Annotated in this window: 11 protein-coding genes; 8 read left to right on the top strand and 3 right to left on the bottom strand. The window is 43.4% G+C overall.

The window, feature by feature from the left end:
• Window positions 1–210 precede the first annotated feature (210 nt).
• The 4 genes from FXV91_RS08430 (at window position 211) to FXV91_RS08415 (ending at window position 7,294) form a co-directional block, all read left to right on the top strand.
• Window positions 211–2,184, top strand: a complete 1,974-nt coding sequence (locus FXV91_RS08430; protein ID WP_345945483.1) for an MASE3 domain-containing protein — start codon at window positions 211–213, stop codon at window positions 2,182–2,184.
• Window positions 2,185–2,388: 204 nt separating this feature from the next.
• Complete coding sequence (locus FXV91_RS08425) at window positions 2,389–3,813, top strand: sodium/glutamate symporter (RefSeq protein ID WP_229390132.1); 1,425 nt, start codon at window positions 2,389–2,391, stop codon at window positions 3,811–3,813.
• Window positions 3,814–3,959: 146 nt separating this feature from the next.
• A complete protein-coding gene (locus tag FXV91_RS08420) occupies window positions 3,960–6,029 on the top strand; it encodes a DUF4396 domain-containing protein (protein WP_229390131.1) in 2,070 nt (689 codons plus the stop codon).
• The gene (locus tag FXV91_RS08415) at window positions 6,026–7,294 is read left to right on the top strand and encodes a cell wall-binding repeat-containing protein (RefSeq protein WP_229390130.1); all 1,269 of its coding nucleotides are present in this window, start codon (window positions 6,026–6,028) and stop codon (window positions 7,292–7,294) included. Before FXV91_RS08420 ends, FXV91_RS08415 begins: the two co-directional genes overlap by 4 nt.
• Window positions 7,295–7,486: 192 nt before the next feature.
• Here FXV91_RS08415 and FXV91_RS08410 read toward each other — a convergent pair whose 3' ends face one another.
• Window positions 7,487–8,560: a hypothetical protein gene (locus FXV91_RS08410; RefSeq protein ID WP_229390129.1), complete on the bottom strand. Its 1,074-nt coding sequence runs from the start codon at window positions 8,558–8,560 to the stop codon at window positions 7,487–7,489.
• A 346-nt stretch (window positions 8,561–8,906) separates the two neighbouring features.
• On the opposite strand from FXV91_RS08410, the gene FXV91_RS08405 reads away from it, so the two are divergent.
• Together FXV91_RS08405 and FXV91_RS08400 are read left to right on the top strand one after the other, a co-directional pair.
• Window positions 8,907–9,749, top strand: coding sequence for a winged helix-turn-helix domain-containing protein (locus tag FXV91_RS08405; protein WP_229390128.1), 843 nt, complete (start codon window positions 8,907–8,909; stop codon window positions 9,747–9,749).
• 109 nt (window positions 9,750–9,858) lie between these two features.
• The gene (locus FXV91_RS08400) at window positions 9,859–10,521 is read left to right on the top strand and encodes a hypothetical protein (protein WP_229390127.1); all 663 of its coding nucleotides are present in this window, start codon (window positions 9,859–9,861) and stop codon (window positions 10,519–10,521) included.
• A gap of 66 nt (window positions 10,522–10,587) precedes the next feature.
• Here FXV91_RS08400 and FXV91_RS08395 read toward each other — a convergent pair whose 3' ends face one another.
• On the bottom strand, window positions 10,588–10,833 hold the full coding sequence (locus FXV91_RS08395) for a transcriptional regulator (RefSeq protein ID WP_229390126.1): 246 nt from the start codon (window positions 10,831–10,833) through the stop codon (window positions 10,588–10,590).
• A gap of 540 nt (window positions 10,834–11,373) precedes the next feature.
• Here FXV91_RS08395 and FXV91_RS08390 point away from each other — a divergent pair.
• Both FXV91_RS08390 and FXV91_RS08385 read left to right on the top strand, forming a co-directional pair.
• The gene (locus FXV91_RS08390; protein ID WP_229390125.1) at window positions 11,374–11,766 is read left to right on the top strand and encodes a PRC-barrel domain-containing protein; all 393 of its coding nucleotides are present in this window, start codon (window positions 11,374–11,376) and stop codon (window positions 11,764–11,766) included.
• A 146-nt stretch (window positions 11,767–11,912) separates the two neighbouring features.
• A complete protein-coding gene (locus FXV91_RS08385) occupies window positions 11,913–14,453 on the top strand; it encodes a PRC-barrel domain-containing protein (protein WP_229390124.1) in 2,541 nt (846 codons plus the stop codon).
• A 233-nt stretch (window positions 14,454–14,686) separates the two neighbouring features.
• On the opposite strand, the gene FXV91_RS08380 is transcribed toward FXV91_RS08385, so the two are convergent.
• Window positions 14,687–15,808, bottom strand: a complete 1,122-nt coding sequence (locus FXV91_RS08380; protein ID WP_229390123.1) for a DUF362 domain-containing protein — start codon at window positions 15,806–15,808, stop codon at window positions 14,687–14,689.
• Window positions 15,809–15,814: the final 6 nt, after the last annotated feature.

Raw genomic sequence — 15,814 nt, 5'->3', positions numbered from 1 at the left:
TTTTATTTTTCCATTATTTTGTATTCTAATGCTTGATTCAGAGGTTGCCAGACTTCTGATATTTAATAGATATAATTCAATGTAGTTTTATTATATCAGGTCAATTAATACTCTCAGGGAGTATTCTTAAGGGGGCAACTGCAAATATCATACCTTAATGGAAGTTCATTTAAAGTAGGGCTTTATGAGGCAGCGGTCTGGATAGCGATATTGGGTCTGCTTTATTTAATCAGCCTTGGTAACTATCTTCTCTTCCATACTCTGGTAGAACTCTTCAGTGTTTATGTTGCATACGTAGTATTTCTTATAGTGTGGAAGTCAAGAGCTCGCCTGGAAAACAGGTATCTTATACTGATAGGGGTTGCTTTTTTTTTCATAGGAAGCGTTGATTTCCTTCACACCCTTACATTCAGGGAAATGGGGATGTTCCCGGGTTTTGGAACTAACCTGACTGTCCAGCTCTGGATAGTTGCAAGATACCTGGAAAGCATTTCCTTCCTGGTTGCCCCGCTGTTTTTGGTACACAACAGAGAGAATGGAAATAAAGAAGTTGAGGGCAGATCTAGAGAATCTCTTGATGATTCTACGTTTGCCTGGAAAGTTTTCCTTATATATGCAGCAATTACTATCTCTTGCCTGCTCTCTATCTTTTTTTTCAGAAATTTTCCGGTTGCTTATATTGAAGGTTCAGGGCTCACTCCCTTCAAAGTTCTGAGCGAGTACATAATTTCTTTTGTTCTTTTTTGCTCTCTGATAACTCTTTATGCAAAACGGGATAGATTTGAAAACAAAGTTTTCAGCCTGCTCGCAGCTTCAATAATTCTTACGGCCCTTGGAGAGCTATCTTTTACCATGCACTCTCATGTAGATGAATTCCCAAACCTTATAGGCCACTATTTTAAGCTGCTGTCTTTTTACCTTATTTACCAGGCAGTCGTAGATGTCGGATTTGAAGAGCCGTGCAGCCTTCTTTTCAGAGAGCTCAAGCACAGGGAAGAAGGCTTCAGGCAAAAAGCGATCTTCCTCGGGGACGAGTATAATCACATATGCAGAATTATAGGAGTAAACAGGGATCTTGAGCAGAAAGAAAAAAATGAGGATAAAGATCAGGAAGGTTACCATTCTTTTTCAGAACATTTTCCCGGGATCGGGTTCCAGCTTAACTGGGACTTTACACCTGTATCCATGCAGGGGCCTGTTGAGGAAATGACAGGTTATAGAAAGGAAGACATCCTTTCAGGAAAAGTGGATTTGATAGAAATAATTGTACCTGAAGATCAACCTTTAATTTTTGAAAACCGGCAGAAATTGAAATCAAATCCTAAACTTGTAATTGAAGATGAATTTAGAATCCGTAAAAAAAGCGGAGAGACAAAATGGGTCAGGGAAATTACCCAGAGAATCCAGGGTGGGTCTGAAGGCTTAGGAAAATTCCAGGGTCTGGTTTATGATATCACTGAACGTAAAATGGCTGAAGAAGCCCTCGAAAAAATAGACCGAATTCGAGTAAAAGAGGTCCACCACAGGATAAAAAATAACCTTCAGGTTATCTCGTCCCTTCTCAGTCTGCAGGCTGAGAAATTCGAAGATAAGGAAGTCATTGAAGCTTTCAGGGAAAGCCAGAACCGTGTCGCATCCATAGCCATGATCCATGAAGAGCTTCATGGAGGGGAAAGCCTGGATGCCCTTGATTTCGCAGACTATCTGCAGAAACTGACTGCAGACCTTTTTAATTCATATCGTGTGGGCAAAGACGGTGTAAGCCTTAAACTTGATCTTGAAAAGGTCTGGCTTGGCATGGATATTGCAATTCCCCTCGGAATTATTGTAAATGAACTGGTCTCAAATGCCCTGAAACACGCTTTTAAAGGTAAAAACGAGGGGGAAATCCGCATAAGCCTGCTAAACGCAAAAAGACCTGCCTCCATAGATGAGATTTCCGGTTCAGATCGGAATTCAGATCGGAATTCAGACCGGGAATGCCTGGAGAATAATGATTCACATTATATATTGACCGTTGCAGATAATGGAAAAGGAATTCCTGAAGAAATAGATTTTCGAACCGCTGATTCTCTGGGGCTTCAGCTCATAACAATTCTTGTTGAACAGATAGACGGCTGCATCAAACTTAATAGGGGTCAGGGAACTGAGTTCACTATCTGGTTCAATGGTGAAGAAAAGTAAGACTGAAAAGTGCGGGAAATTAAGACCTATTAGTTCAGGGTACGGGAGACAAGAATTTCGGAGCCCTTAATTTCTTAAATTTTCCCGAATTAAGTTGAAATGCTGTTATTTACAGTTGAATAAAGATTTATATAATTCGGAGAATCAAAATATGCCAATGGACTGCGTATAATCAGTCTCATAACGGATATGGAGATGACCAAGATGTCGCCTTCCATGGTAGGAATGAGTTTTCTGGTTCTGGGTATAATCCTGCTCTTTGGAAAGTGGATAAGGGTAATTACCCCCGGCCTCCAGAAGCTCTTTATCCCCAGCTCTTTGATCGGCGGGTTTCTGGGCCTAGTTCTCGGGCCGCAGGTCCTGGGCAACCTGGTTGAATGGTCTGAATATGAGGACACTACACTTGCCCTGCTCGCCGGCGGGATATTTCCTGAAGATATGCTGACCGTATGGGCTGCTCTTCCCGGGCTTTTCATAAACATTATTTTTGCCACACTTTTTCTCGGGAAAAAACTCCCCGGGATTCGAGAGGTCTGGAACATAGCCGGGCCCCAGGTAGCCTTTGGACAGACCGTAGCCTGGGGCCAGTATGTTTTCGGAATATTGATAGCTATTCTTATACTGACTCCTTTCTTTGGCATTGATCCGATGGCAGGCGCACTTATTGAGATTGGATTTGAGGGGGGCCACGGGACTTCTGCAGGTCTGGCTTCTACCTTTCAAGAAGTCGGATTCCCTGAAGGGACAGACCTGTCACTCGGCCTTGCCACTATAGGTCTGCTCTTCAGTGTAATTTTCGGAATTATACTTTTAAACTATGGTGTAAGAACCGGGAAAACCACTGTTTTGCAGGATCCTGGCGAAATATCTCTTAAAAAAAGCGAGCAGGCAGGAATTGTTGATTTCGATTCAAGGGAGTCAGCAGGCAAAATTACAACGAAACCCGAATCTATCGAACCTCTCTCCCTTCATTTTGCTTATGTTGGAGTTGCTATCGGAATAGGCTATATTATTCTTCAGGCCCTCCAGCTGATAGAGGAACTTACATGGGGCAGGATAACAGGCGTATATCTTCTTGAACATATACCTCTTTTTCCGCTTGCAATGGTCGGTGGAATTATTCTCGAGCTGTTCCTTGATAGATATGATAAGTATAAAACGCTTGATAGAAACCTGATGATGAGAATACAGGGCCTTTCCCTGGATATCCTGATAGTTAGCGCTATTGCAACTCTTTCTCTTGATGCCATAAGCGGCAATCTCGCTCCCTTTATTATCCTGAGTATTGTCGGTATTGTCTGGAACGTAGCAGCCTTTCTTTTGTTCGCGCCCAGAATGATACCCTCATACTGGTTTGAAAGAGGCATCGGAGATTTCGGGCAGTCTATGGGTATGACTGCAAGTGGACTCCTGCTGATGAAAATTGCAGACCCTGATAACAAATCTCCTGCTCTTGAGAGCTTTGGGTACAAACAGCTCATGTTTGAGCCAATCGTAGGAGGAGGCCTGTTTACAGCTATGTCAGTCCCCCTAATATTCAATTTTGGCCCGATTCCCGTGCTTATCCTGACAACTATTGTGATGCTTTTCTGGATAGGAATGGGACTTTTATATTTTGGCCGAAAATAATGGATTCTATTCTACCCGTTTTTGTACTTTACCCATTTAATTGATTCTCTTTCACCAGTTATAATGCTGAAGCTTACATGTTTTTTAAAAACGTTCGGGTTTTATAATATCTAAACCTAATTATTAATAAATCGTTATTTGTAGACATGCTTACTGACAACATCAGGCATAAGAAGCTGATACTCTGGGGAGGGGTTACTATAGCTGAAGGGAGTAATCATAATGGGGATGACAGCTCAAAAAATCTTGGAAAAAGCAGGATTTTTACTTCAAAATCTCTTCTTATCACTCTAATCGGAACCCTTCTGGGAGGGCTTGTTTTCGGGCTTGTGGGTTATTTTGCGGAAAGTGGAAGCCTTGCAATACCCAGGCTTGAACCACTCTTTGCAGCGCCTTACGGTTCGGTTACTATTTTTCTTATTATTTTTGGTGCAAGCCTTGGTTCGTTAATCGCCTCTCTGGCTTCTGCAGGCAAGCTCCACAGGGATGAAGGAGCTGAAGAAACCGGAGCCGGGATGAACCTTAACAAATGGTTTACATGGGGGATTGCGGTCCTGACTGCTGCAATAATTCTCAGTGCTGTGGGATATATCTGGATTCTTTCAGCTGCTTACGGAAACGGATCTGATCAGGACCCCCGCATAGGGTATACTATGAAAAACGTACAGAGGATCCCCGGGGATACGCCTGCTCAGGTCGGGGATTCGATGGTTGAGATATATGCAACCGAGCCTCTTGAAATTCCTGCTGACCCGGTTGCAGCCGCAGTAATGGCACCTGTGGCTTCCGCAAGAAACCAGACCCTTGTTTACGGTGCGGAAGGAGGTGGTCAGGGGAATATGGATACCCTTGTTGAGGAATCCTTATCTCTTCTGGGAGAAAGCTCTGTCATTGTAATTATTTCGGCAGAAGAACCTGCCTATGCCCTGCCTGCAGCATATACTGCAGCATATTTCAGGGCACCTGTAGTCCCTGTTGAAGAAGGGTCCATCCCTCAGAGTTTGCAAAACTCACTCGAAAAAGGAGAGGAAAAGGTTATTTTTGTGGCTGCCCCGGAGAGGCTCCTTTCAGACCAGTTTCTTGAAGAACTGGAAGCCTTTGGAGAGGTAAACCGCGTGGCAGACGAGAACATTTACAGGCATGCTCTGTTGTGGGCGAGAAGCCGCTGGGGCAATTTCGGGTGGGGCATGGATGAAAATTTCCATTTCGACGCGTACTACAACTTCGTACTTGCAAACCCTGAGACCCCGGAGTTTGCTGCAGCTGCTCTGCCTTTGGCTTACCAGGGCAATTACGGGCCGTTGCTTTACACACAGAGTGGAGACCTGAATGATTACGTTGACCAGTATTTCTGGAGGCTTTCTCCTGATTTCTTTGATTTCCCTTCAGACGGGCCTTTCATGAACGTGAAGGTTGCAGGAAATCCGGAGAGTGTGAGTTATAACGCCCAGGCAAGGGCTGACCTTGCTCTGGAAGTACGCTCTTTCAAAAATCAGGCAGCCGGAGCAAGCGGGCTTGCCTTACTCGGGTGGTCCTGGTTTTTCATAGGCTTCTTCGGAGCCATCTGGGCTCTTTTTATTATGCCAAAACGCCTGCCTTACAGCTCTTTTTATTCCCGGATTTACTGGCCTATGGCAATGCTGGTATTCGGGCCTGTAGGCGTTCTGGCTTTCCTTCTGGCCTACCATGAAAGGCCTGTGATATCCACGGGTCATATGGCAAAATTCCTGCGTCCTCCCTGGGCTAGGGCTCTATCAGCTACGATTATGAGTTCAGGAATCGGGATGGCCCTCATGATAGCCTCCATGTACCTGTTTCAGTTTTTTGGATTGCCTCTCTTACGGACTTTTGAATTCACATCGCTGTACTGGTTAGGCTCCCCGATGACGACAATTATGTGGCTGATAATGGTTATCCCTGCCGTTATCGTCTCTTCTTTATTTTACATGGGACCGATGATGGCTGATATGCGTGAAATGAAGTACTGGGGAGGGGTAAAGAAGGCTTTTCCAGTAGTCACCCTTTCCATGGTCAGTGCTTCTATAGGGATGTTTGTGACTGCATGGTATGTTATGAACTGGAGGGGGTGGATGAGCGGGGAAGACCTCTGGCTCTGGGTAACTCCTTTATGGATTTCCGCATCTGCAGGTTTTTTTGTTGCCCTTATTCCGAATTATTTTATGGTTAAAGCCGGGTGGAAGGAGGGAGAGATGTGATAAAGCCCGTTTATACTCTTCTTGCAGTTGCCGTTCTTACGGTTCTTTTAATCCTTGGATATGTATCAGCGTGGGACCCTCAGGGAAAGCCTCTTGATATCAGCACTATGCAAAATAAAGAACTGCTTGAGTTAACGGGCAGCACTGCCCGGCTTTCCGGTGAAGACCATATTCAAACAGCCATTGCTTATTCCCAGACAATCTATGCGGCTGCCCAGGATAAAGATAGACCCGGAGCGGTTGTTCTTGTGAGGGACGATGACCCCGCAACTGCAATCGCTACGACACGCTTGCAACACATGCCAGTTAATGCACCCATGCTCTTTGTTACTGAAAACGGAACCGTACTGCCGGAAGAAACCCGGAAAGAGCTCGAAAGGCTCGGACCGGAGGGGGTTATGATGGACAATAACGTGCAGGTATATATTCTCGGGGATATTGACCGAAGTGTGGTCGATGAGGTCGAAAAACTCAAACTGAAAACCCGTACAATATATGCATCAAATCCGATTAAGTTTGCCGAAGTTCTGGATGAGTACATTTCAGTCCTGGAGTCCAATCACAGGCAGATTGTTTTTATAGCTTCTACCGATGCGCTTGAGTACTCATATCCTGCAGCCAACTGGAATGCGCATATGGGGGACAGCTTTGCTTATGTAACTCCTGAAGGGGTGCCCGAAGAAACAAGAAGAATCCTTGAAAGGCGCTGGCCGTATTATCCTTACATATATGTATTTGCTCCAGCTTCTGTTGTTGACAGCGAGATAATGGCAGAACTTTCTCAGTATGGGCACGTTCAACGCATCCCGGGAAATACCCCCCAGGAAATGGCAGTAAGGTGGGCCGGATATAAGGACAGCGGGCACAAAACCTCATGGCTTGTTGGTTACAGGCCTCGAAGCGTTGGATGGGGCTATGCGGAGCCCGGGCATAACCTTCTTCTGGCAAACCCTGAAGACTGGAGAGTTGTAGTCCCAAGCGGAGTGCTGTCACATATGGGAAAGCATGGTTTCCTTATCCTGACCGAACCTGATGGCGAGCTGCCTGATGTTGCACGTTTTTACCTGCAGGTCATTCAACCTGAACCTATATATCCCAGCCAGCAGGTGTTCAACTTCGCATGGATTCTTGGCAGGGATGTTAGCAATGAAACGGTTAGAGAGCTTGATGGGCTCCTTAAAGTGTCTTCCCCTGATAACGGGAACCGCAGCGGTTTAACAGCAGGAAATAACAGCAGTTTAATAAATACAGGCAACAATAGATAACAGAAGGCGTGATTTCTTATTTTGGGATAACTGGGGCATCAATCTGCTGGGATGAAAACTTAGATATGAAAAGCACCTGAAATAAAAATAAAAGGTGCTTTTTTCTTATTTTTTCTATGAATTTTCTTCTCCGCTATTTTCTTCAAGCTAAGGGTTTATTTCCTTCCCTAAGGGCTTTAATACTCTACCTACTTATGTCCATCCGAGGTCTTTCATCTGTGCAGAATCACTTTCTTTTACCTTAGCGGTGTGAAAAAACTCGTCACTTCGTATGTCGAAGAACTCTATGCCGTACACGGTTCCATAATAAGCGGTTATCAGCTCTGACTGGGTTGGGGCTTTAATAAACTGGATGTTCCCTTCTTCATACCACCGATCCCAGGGAGTTTTATCTTCGGATATGCGGTATTTCATTTCTAAAGTATTTCCTTCTGCTCCTGTGGTATTGCCGTTGTTCTCAGGCTCATTGTCAGTATTCTCAGACTCCTGTTCAAAGGGCTGTTGGGAGACTTCGTCCCACTCCCCATCGATTACAGCAGACCTCACATCTCCCTCAAAAACGGTAACTTCTATACTGTGAGGAGTAAGGGCTTGGGTTACGATCTGGTCTGTCCGGTTTCCATAGCCTCCGTGCCTGCTTGTAAATGTATAATTTAAAATATGCTGCTCCGGGAACGTCTCAAGCACCTCGTGACTTTCCAGCTCGAGGTCAAAGCCATCAAAACCGTATGTGGGTGCGGTTTCTATCCAGGCCCTGGCTATCCTTTCAGCTTCTTCCGGAGAGGTAGACAGGGCATAAGCCCTCAGTTCAACCAGTGCAGAATCGATTTCCTGGAGACCTTCAGGCATATATTCTGAATAGTAAGGGTCCACAGTTACGGTTTTTTCTTGGGTTTCCCCGATCAGGCTAATTTCGAGTGTTCCCACATCTGTAACAAGAGGCTGCCCTTCCTGCGGAACATACCGCTCTTCCATCTGAAGAAACTCGTTTTCTTCAAACAGGCTGATAAGATCTCTGAAAGCACTTTCGTTGAAAGGCTTTTCGTGTATTTTCATGAATCTTCCTTCATTATCCGAAGTTGTAAATACAACCGATGTGCTGTTTACGGTTAACTCTTGCAACTGCATCTCCGGGAGTGTGAAGGCTCCGTATGTCATGTGGGTTATGGTTGCATTTTCTGAGATTTCTTCTGTTTGTTTTTCAGTACATCCGGCTACAAAAGTTAATAACAATATCAATAGTACAGAAATTGTTTTGTTAATCAAAATCTCCTCCTTACTTTCCCTCAAAGTTCTACCTAAGGATGCTTTTTAACTGACTTAAAGATATTTTTAACTGAAAATTTTTCTTTAATTATAGTATAAAACCTTTCCTTTAATATTGTATTTTTTTTAAATATGTATTTTTGTTAAGATTTGAGCTAATTAATGATAATTTGTAATTAATTTATCCTCTTTTCTGGTTTAATTTCTTAATTTTTTGGATTCCCCAAATTCAAGATAACATTTATATCTGTACACTAATGATTATATCAGTACTATAATTATTTGAAATCTTCATATTATTGCATTTCCTAAAAAATGCTGATTTAAGTGAGAAGGCACAAACCAGATGAAACTGCAGCTTGTTAATCTTCTTTTATTTTCCGACAAAAGGAAAAATTTACTGTTAGTGCTGTCAGAAGGGCCCAGAAACATTGATGAAATTCTTGATCTTCTTCAGGTCCCCAGAATTTCCATGCTTCCCCAGATCAAAAAATTAAAAGAAGAAGGTCTAATTGTTCAGAAAGAAAATGTATATCATCTTTCTATAATAGGTGATATATTAGTCAAAAAAGCCAGACCCTTACTTGATGCGGCCAGTACATTTGAAGACAACAGTTATTTCTGGAGCCACAGGAAACTGGACTCTATTCCTTTTCATTTATTAAAACGGATCGGTGACCTTAAAGTAAGTCAGCTTACCGAACCTGGGCTTTCTCATGGATTTGATCTGTTTCCTGAGCTGATTAATCATCTTGCCGGATCCTCACAGGTTATGCTCCTTTTTTCTTATTTTCATCCTCAGATTCCTTCTTTTTCCCTTGAGCTCGTAAAAAAAGGCGTTAAGATGCAGCTCATCCTTAGCAAAGATTCATTTGATAGGTTTTCAATGGATTTTCGTGATGCGGGAGAGAAGATCCTGGCGAAGGAAAATGCCTCTATTTTTATGCATGCAGGAACACCGCTTGAAATTCCTGCACTTATCGCTATTTCGAAAAAAGCGTTATTGTTAGGATTTTTTAATAAGAAAGGAAGGTTTGAAGGGCAGTATCTTCTTAGTTTTGAACCCCGCGCCCTGGTATGGGGTAGAGAACTCTTCGAATATTATATGAAAAGGTCAGAGAATGTATGTTCAATGTATTACCCGTATACCAGCTCTGATATTCAGAAAACTTCCGATGACCTGCAGTAAAATCAGAATATGTGTATCCGAATATGTCTTTAAATTAGAATTTAAATTAGGAAGATGAGATCTCCGGTTTTAAGTATATTTTATTGTGAAAAGTCCTACAGGTATCTCGATGAAACGCAACTCTAAGGAATGGAAAGAAAAAAGAGCTGAATTCATTAAAGGCAAGGCATGTGCCTGGTGCGGCTCTTCTGACTGCCTGTGTATCCACACTCCCGGAGCCTTTTCCCCGGCAGAGATCCGTTCCGGGATTTACAGTCTCGCTTATGCCAGGTTCAGGGAAGTATACAGACAGAAGTACCAGAAATTCAAGTACTTCCTGACCGGTAAACACCGCCATAAAAGCCATCCTGCCTGGCACAAAGCCTCGACCATACATAAAATCGAGCCTGACCATACTGACCTTGAAGAACAGCGCATCGAGGAGCTTGTTGAAGACGCAGGAGAAGGAAACTTCAAAAGACTTTATCACGAATGGCTTGAAGAAAGCGGGATTGAAGAGCTAATTGAAGAAGAAACCAGAAAAGCAGAGGAAGAATATTCGTCTCTGGAGCATGCAATTGTGCTCTGCAAGCGCTGTCATTTTGCAAGCTTGAAAGGCATGGAACTCTGCCCTGTATGCAGAAAAAAGTATAAGCCTCCAAGATATGAGACCTGCTTTGACTGTCTGCCCGATATAAAAAAGAACGAAGTTCTGGAAAGGCAAAAGGAAAAAGAGAATTTTCCGGGGAATTCAGAGCAATCTTTTGATAAATCAGTTACTGAAGAGCCATAGTTACTGAAGAGCCATAGTTTTACTTTCTGACTATATGAATATATGACCCGGAAAGTATAGTCCTTCTTAGAGAAGAGCCCAGCCACCCCCTCCACAGGCTCTGCAGGTTCCGTTTTCCAGATTTCCGGATCCGCTGCAAAGTGGACATGTTATTGCAGGCTGGGCAACGAGCACGTTCCCCTGTCCTCCACAGGCTTCACAGATTCCACCTTCAGCATGCCCGGTTCCGTTGCAAAGAGAACATTTTTCCGGAGCATACTCTGTATCTTTATAGGTATAAAGCATCCCATCACCTTCTTCATGTACGAGCACAGGGGTATTTTCCCAAGCAAAAGATTCTTTTAATACATATTCTAGGCGTTCTGGATTAAAAGATCTTGCAAAAAGATAAAAAAGAAAGTGTTATAATGTAATTGCCGGATTTTTTTATATTTATCATCCTTTTTTATGTATCTTTCTAAAGTGTTCTTGAGAATATTTTAGAAATATGTAAAAGTTTAGTCCTGAAGCTTGATTAATAATTTTGCCCCTGACTTTAACCTTTTAATTTGCTTGTTTGAGGGAAACATTAAACCAAAGGAGGTTATTTTCGACATATCTGATGCCGCTTGCCAGCCAGATATTTCTGGAGCTCAAAGAAAACTCTTAAATAAAAATCAGTCTTTTCTGTAATTTCTTACTAAAATTTATTCATAACTTTCTCTCTTAGTAACATAAAATATTATTTTTAATGATTCCGGTAGTTTTAAGTAACATCAAAAAAATAATAATCATTGGGGGAGAGATTTTAAAGTTATGTCTTGGGGGACGCGGACTTTAAAATATATTTCTTTACCTCAGGGAGTTGGAATTATGGTACATAGAGATAATCCGGAATTTTTGTCAGCAAGCACTATAAAAGGAGATAAAGTCATCAATACAGCTGGAGAAGATCTTGGGAAGATTGAAGAATTAATGATTGACCTTCGTGATGGAAGAGTAGCATATGCAGTACTCTCTTTTGGTGGATTCCTGGGTCTAGGCAACAAGTTATTTGCTATTCCATGGAATGCCCTTTCGTTAAGAGTGCACGAACACGCCTTCGTACTTGATATTCCTAAAGAAACTCTCGAAAAAGCAGAAGGCTTCGATAAGGATAACTGGCCTGTAACCAGCCGTGAATGGCTTTCCTCTATGTACAGCTACTATGGATATCAGCCCTACTGGCAGACAGAAGTACTGGAAAACCGACCAGGTAACATTTAAGCCTTTGTAGCTGAGCAAGCAAATACAGATGTCAACCTTACTGGCATGTAGGGTTTGGAATAAACTTAATCAGGAGATTAGTTTTGAAGTTGTGTCCTGGGGAACACGGACTTTAAGATATCTTCTTACTTTAGGGAGTTGGAACTATGGCACATAAAAATAATCCAGATTTTTTATCAGCAAGCACTATAAAAGGGGATAAGGTCGTCAATACAGCTGGGGAGGACCTTGGAAAGATTGAAGAATTAATGGTTGACGTCGATGACGGAAGAATAGCATATGCAGTACTGTCTTTTGGCGGATTCCTGGGTATGGGGGACAAACTATTTGCTATTCCCTGGCAGGCTTTCAGACTGAAACTGCATGATCATGCCTTCTTACTTGATGTTCCTAAAGAAACTCTTGAAAATGCAGAAGGCTTTGATAAGGATAACTGGCCTGTAACCAGCCGTGAATGGCTTTCCAGAAACTATACTTATTATGGATACCAGCCTTACTGGCAGACAGAAGTGGCGGGACAAACTGTAATACGGGGTGAGACAGAAGCAAAAAGAGTATCCCGGGCGAGCAGAGAAAATCCTGACTTTTTGTCAGCAGACACTATGAAAGGGGATAAAGTTGTCAATACATCTGGAGATGACGTTGGGAAAATTGACGAATTAATGATTGATCTCGAAAACGGAAAAGTAGCATATGCTGTACTTTCACATGGTGGGATACTGGGTATAGGTAGCAAATTGTTTGCTATTCCCTGGCAGGCTCTTACTTTGAGAGTGCATGATCACGCCTTCGTACTTAATATTCCTAAAGAAACTTTTGATAAGGCAGAAGGTTTTGATAAGGGCAACTGGCCTTTAACTCGTGAGGAACTCTCCAGAACCTACACTTACTATGGATACGAGCCTTACTGGCAGGCACTACCGGCGGCAGCGGCAGGAGTTTCGACAGGAATCATGGGTGAGACAGAAGCAGAAAGAATGGCCCGGCTGGAAAGAGAAAAATCAGGAATGGTAGGAACTGAAGAAGAGAGAAAGGCCCGGATGGAAAGAGAAAGGCTTGAAGGGCTAAGAGAAACACAGGAAGAAAAGGTATCCCATCTAGAAGAACAACGGATTCAGAGAGAGAGGCAGACCGAAACCGAGAGGGAGAGATTGGCCAGGCTGGAAAGAGAGCAGATGGAATTAGAGAAGCAGGCGGAAATTGAGAGAGGGAAGCTGGTAGGGTTAGAGAAAGAGCTTCAGGAGGCCATTAGACTAGAAGAGACCGAAAAAGTGTCCAGGCTCGAAAAAGAGGTGAATGTAGTAAAGATGCAGGAAGAGGCCCGGAGAGAGAGACTGGCACAGCTGGAAAGTGAACGGGAAAGAGTAGGAAGGCAAGAAGATGTCGAGAAAGAGAAGCTTTCCCGGCTTGAAAGAGAGCGTATGGAAGCTGAAAAACGGGAAGAATCCGAGAAAGAGAAGCTTGCCGGGCTTGGAAGAGAGCGTATGGAAGCTGAGAGGAAAGTAGAGACTGAACAGGAGAGGCTTGCCCGGCTGGAAAGAGAGCGTATGGAAGCTGAGAGGAAAGTAGAGACCGAGCAAGAAAGGCTTTCCCGGCTTGAAAGAGAGCGTATGGAAGCAGAAAAGTGGCAAGAGACGGAATCGGCAAGGATGGCCCGGATGGGAGGTATGGCAAGCAGAGAAAACCCAGATTTTCTGTCAGCAACCACGATAAAAGGGGATAAAGTTGTCAATACATCTGGAGAGGATCTTGGGAAGATTGAAGAATTAATGATTGACCTCCGTGATGGAAGAATAGCATATGCAGTACTGTCTTTTGGCGGATTCCTGGGTATGGGAGACAAACTATTTGCTATTCCCTGGCAGTCTCTTAGACTGAAACTTCATGATCATGCCTTCGTGCTTGATATTCCTAAAGAAACTCTTGAAAAGGCAGAGGGCTTTGATAAAGATAACTGGCCTGTAACTTCTCATGAGTGGCTTTCCAGAACCTACACTTACTATGGATACGAGCCTTACTGGCAGAGAGAAGTGACCGAACGAACCGGATTGCCTGGAGAGATAGGATCAGAAAGAGTATCCGGAAGAGAAGGTCTGGCGAGCAGAGAAAGTCCTGACTTTTTGTCAGCAGGCACTATGAAAGGGGACAAAGTTATCAATACAGCTGGAGAGGATCTTGGGAAGATTGAAGAATTAATGATTGACCTTCATGATGGAAGAGTAGCATATGCTGTACTTTCATTTGGAGGATTCCTGGGTATGAGCGATAAGCTGTTTGCTATTCCCTGGCAGTCCCTTTCATTGAGAGTACACGAACATGCTTTCGTACTTAATATTCCCAAGGATGTCCTGGAAAACGCAGAGGGCTTTGATAAGGGCAACTGGCCTTTAACCCGTGAAGAACTCTCCAGAACCTACACTTACTATGGATATCAGCCCTACTGGCAGATAGTAGTCGTGGAGCAGGCAGAAATTTCGACAGGGGTGCAGGCTGAGACAGAACCAGAAAGAATGGCCCGGACAGAAAGAGAGAAACATGAACAGCTAAAAACTGCGGAAGAGAAAATGGCTCAGCAGGATAAAGAACGAATAGAAAGGATGGAGAGGACAGAGACAGATAAAGAGAAGCGGGAACGACTAGAAAGAGAGCGCATGGTAGCAGAGAGGCGGGAACACAAATACCAGTAATTTTATTTAGCACATCAGGGAGGCATTATTCTGTCTCCCTTAACTATATTGTATTTCTGGTAACAGTGTAAGTTCTTATTTAAGCCGGCTTCAAACAGATAAGAAAGCACTCAAGTTCTTATTCTCAATTTTTAGTTTACTTTCAATTATTTAATTTCCTTTTAATATTTTTTTTCAACTTTTTTCAACTTTCTCCAATTTTTAAATATACTGGCCACGTTTTACGAACTAAATTACTTTTTTGCTGTCAGAAGAGTTGCCAGTAGCGATTTTTTAATTTCTACTGCGTTACTTGGGCAGAGTTCACGGCAACAGTAGCATAAAATACATTTCTCCTGGTTGATCCTGAAACTCCCGTCTTCCAGTTGTTCTACAGCCTGCGGAGAACAATTATTGTAACAAGCTCCGCAGTGAGTGCATTTTCTTTGATTGATCCGGGGATATATTGTGTAATACTTGCCAAGACTGCGTGTAAGAAAAGGTGGGGCTGTGCTGACTCCGCCGCTTGATGGTTTGAATTTCTTTTTGACCTCTTTTAACGGCGTTCCGACCACGACAGGGCACTGGTTTCCGAAACCTTTCTTGAGAGCACCTGCGGTCGTGGGAATTTTCAAAGGATCAAAGCCTATCAGTTCTGCCGCAACAATATCCAGGGAAACACAGTCCCGGCTTGCCAGAATTACTCCTGAATTTACAGGTTTTCCGTGAGAAGGCCCGTTTCCTTCCATACCCACAACTCCGTCCATGACCGCAAAACCGGGCCTGACAACAGAATATACATCGGCAACAGCTTCGCCAAAGAGGTTTCTTTTTCCAAGAAGGTGTATCTCTTTTCGGCACTTCAGAGGAAGGGCTCCAAAGAAGTTCTTGACCGCGCCTGTATAATATGTAAGCTCATGGGTTTTCAGTTTCGGAAGGGATATTATAACATCGGCTTCAAGGACAGGGTTTGCAATGTATAGTTTTCGGAACTGAAGGGGCTCAGGGACTTCTACCAGGGTAAAGCCTGCAGTTTCAAAGTTCACAACTCTTGCTCCGGCTTTTCGGGCAGCCTCTTCTATGCCTGAAGCCCTCAGGGCTGTTGCTGTAGCTCCAGGTCTTGAGATTCCGGCTCCGTCTCCGACAACTGGCTTTCCTCCTGCACTGAGCACAAATTCGCACATTGCTGCTACCACGGAAGGATGGGTAGTTGTGGCAGTTTCCGGCGGGCTTGCCGAAAGAATATTGGGTTTGAGAAGTACACTGTTTCCCGGTTCAATTATATTTTCAATGCCGCCCAGCAGGTCAAGAGTCCTGGCTATTGCTTCTTTTGTTTCAGAATAATCAGGGCAGGGAACTATGGAGACTTTATTCATGCTAAA

Source organism: Methanosarcina sp. DH2, assembly GCF_020804225.1.
Taxonomy (GTDB): domain Archaea; phylum Halobacteriota; class Methanosarcinia; order Methanosarcinales; family Methanosarcinaceae; genus Methanosarcina.
Note: the sequence above shows the minus strand (reverse complement) of the source record. Positions and strands in the feature narration are given on the sequence as shown.

Coding starts and splice junctions, on each gene's coding strand:
- FXV91_RS08390 (WP_229390125.1), top strand. CDS start 11,374: ATGGTACATAGAGATAATCCGGAATTTTTGTCAGCAAGCACTATAAAA.
- FXV91_RS08425 (WP_229390132.1), top strand. CDS start 2,389: ATGTCGCCTTCCATGGTAGGAATGAGTTTTCTGGTTCTGGGTATAATC.
- FXV91_RS08420 (WP_229390131.1), top strand. CDS start 3,960: ATGCTTACTGACAACATCAGGCATAAGAAGCTGATACTCTGGGGAGGG.
- FXV91_RS08400 (WP_229390127.1), top strand. CDS start 9,859: ATGAAACGCAACTCTAAGGAATGGAAAGAAAAAAGAGCTGAATTCATT.
- FXV91_RS08380 (WP_229390123.1), bottom strand. CDS start 15,808: ATGAATAAAGTCTCCATAGTTCCCTGCCCTGATTATTCTGAAACAAAA.
- FXV91_RS08385 (WP_229390124.1), top strand. CDS start 11,913: ATGGCACATAAAAATAATCCAGATTTTTTATCAGCAAGCACTATAAAA.
- FXV91_RS08405 (WP_229390128.1), top strand. CDS start 8,907: ATGAAACTGCAGCTTGTTAATCTTCTTTTATTTTCCGACAAAAGGAAA.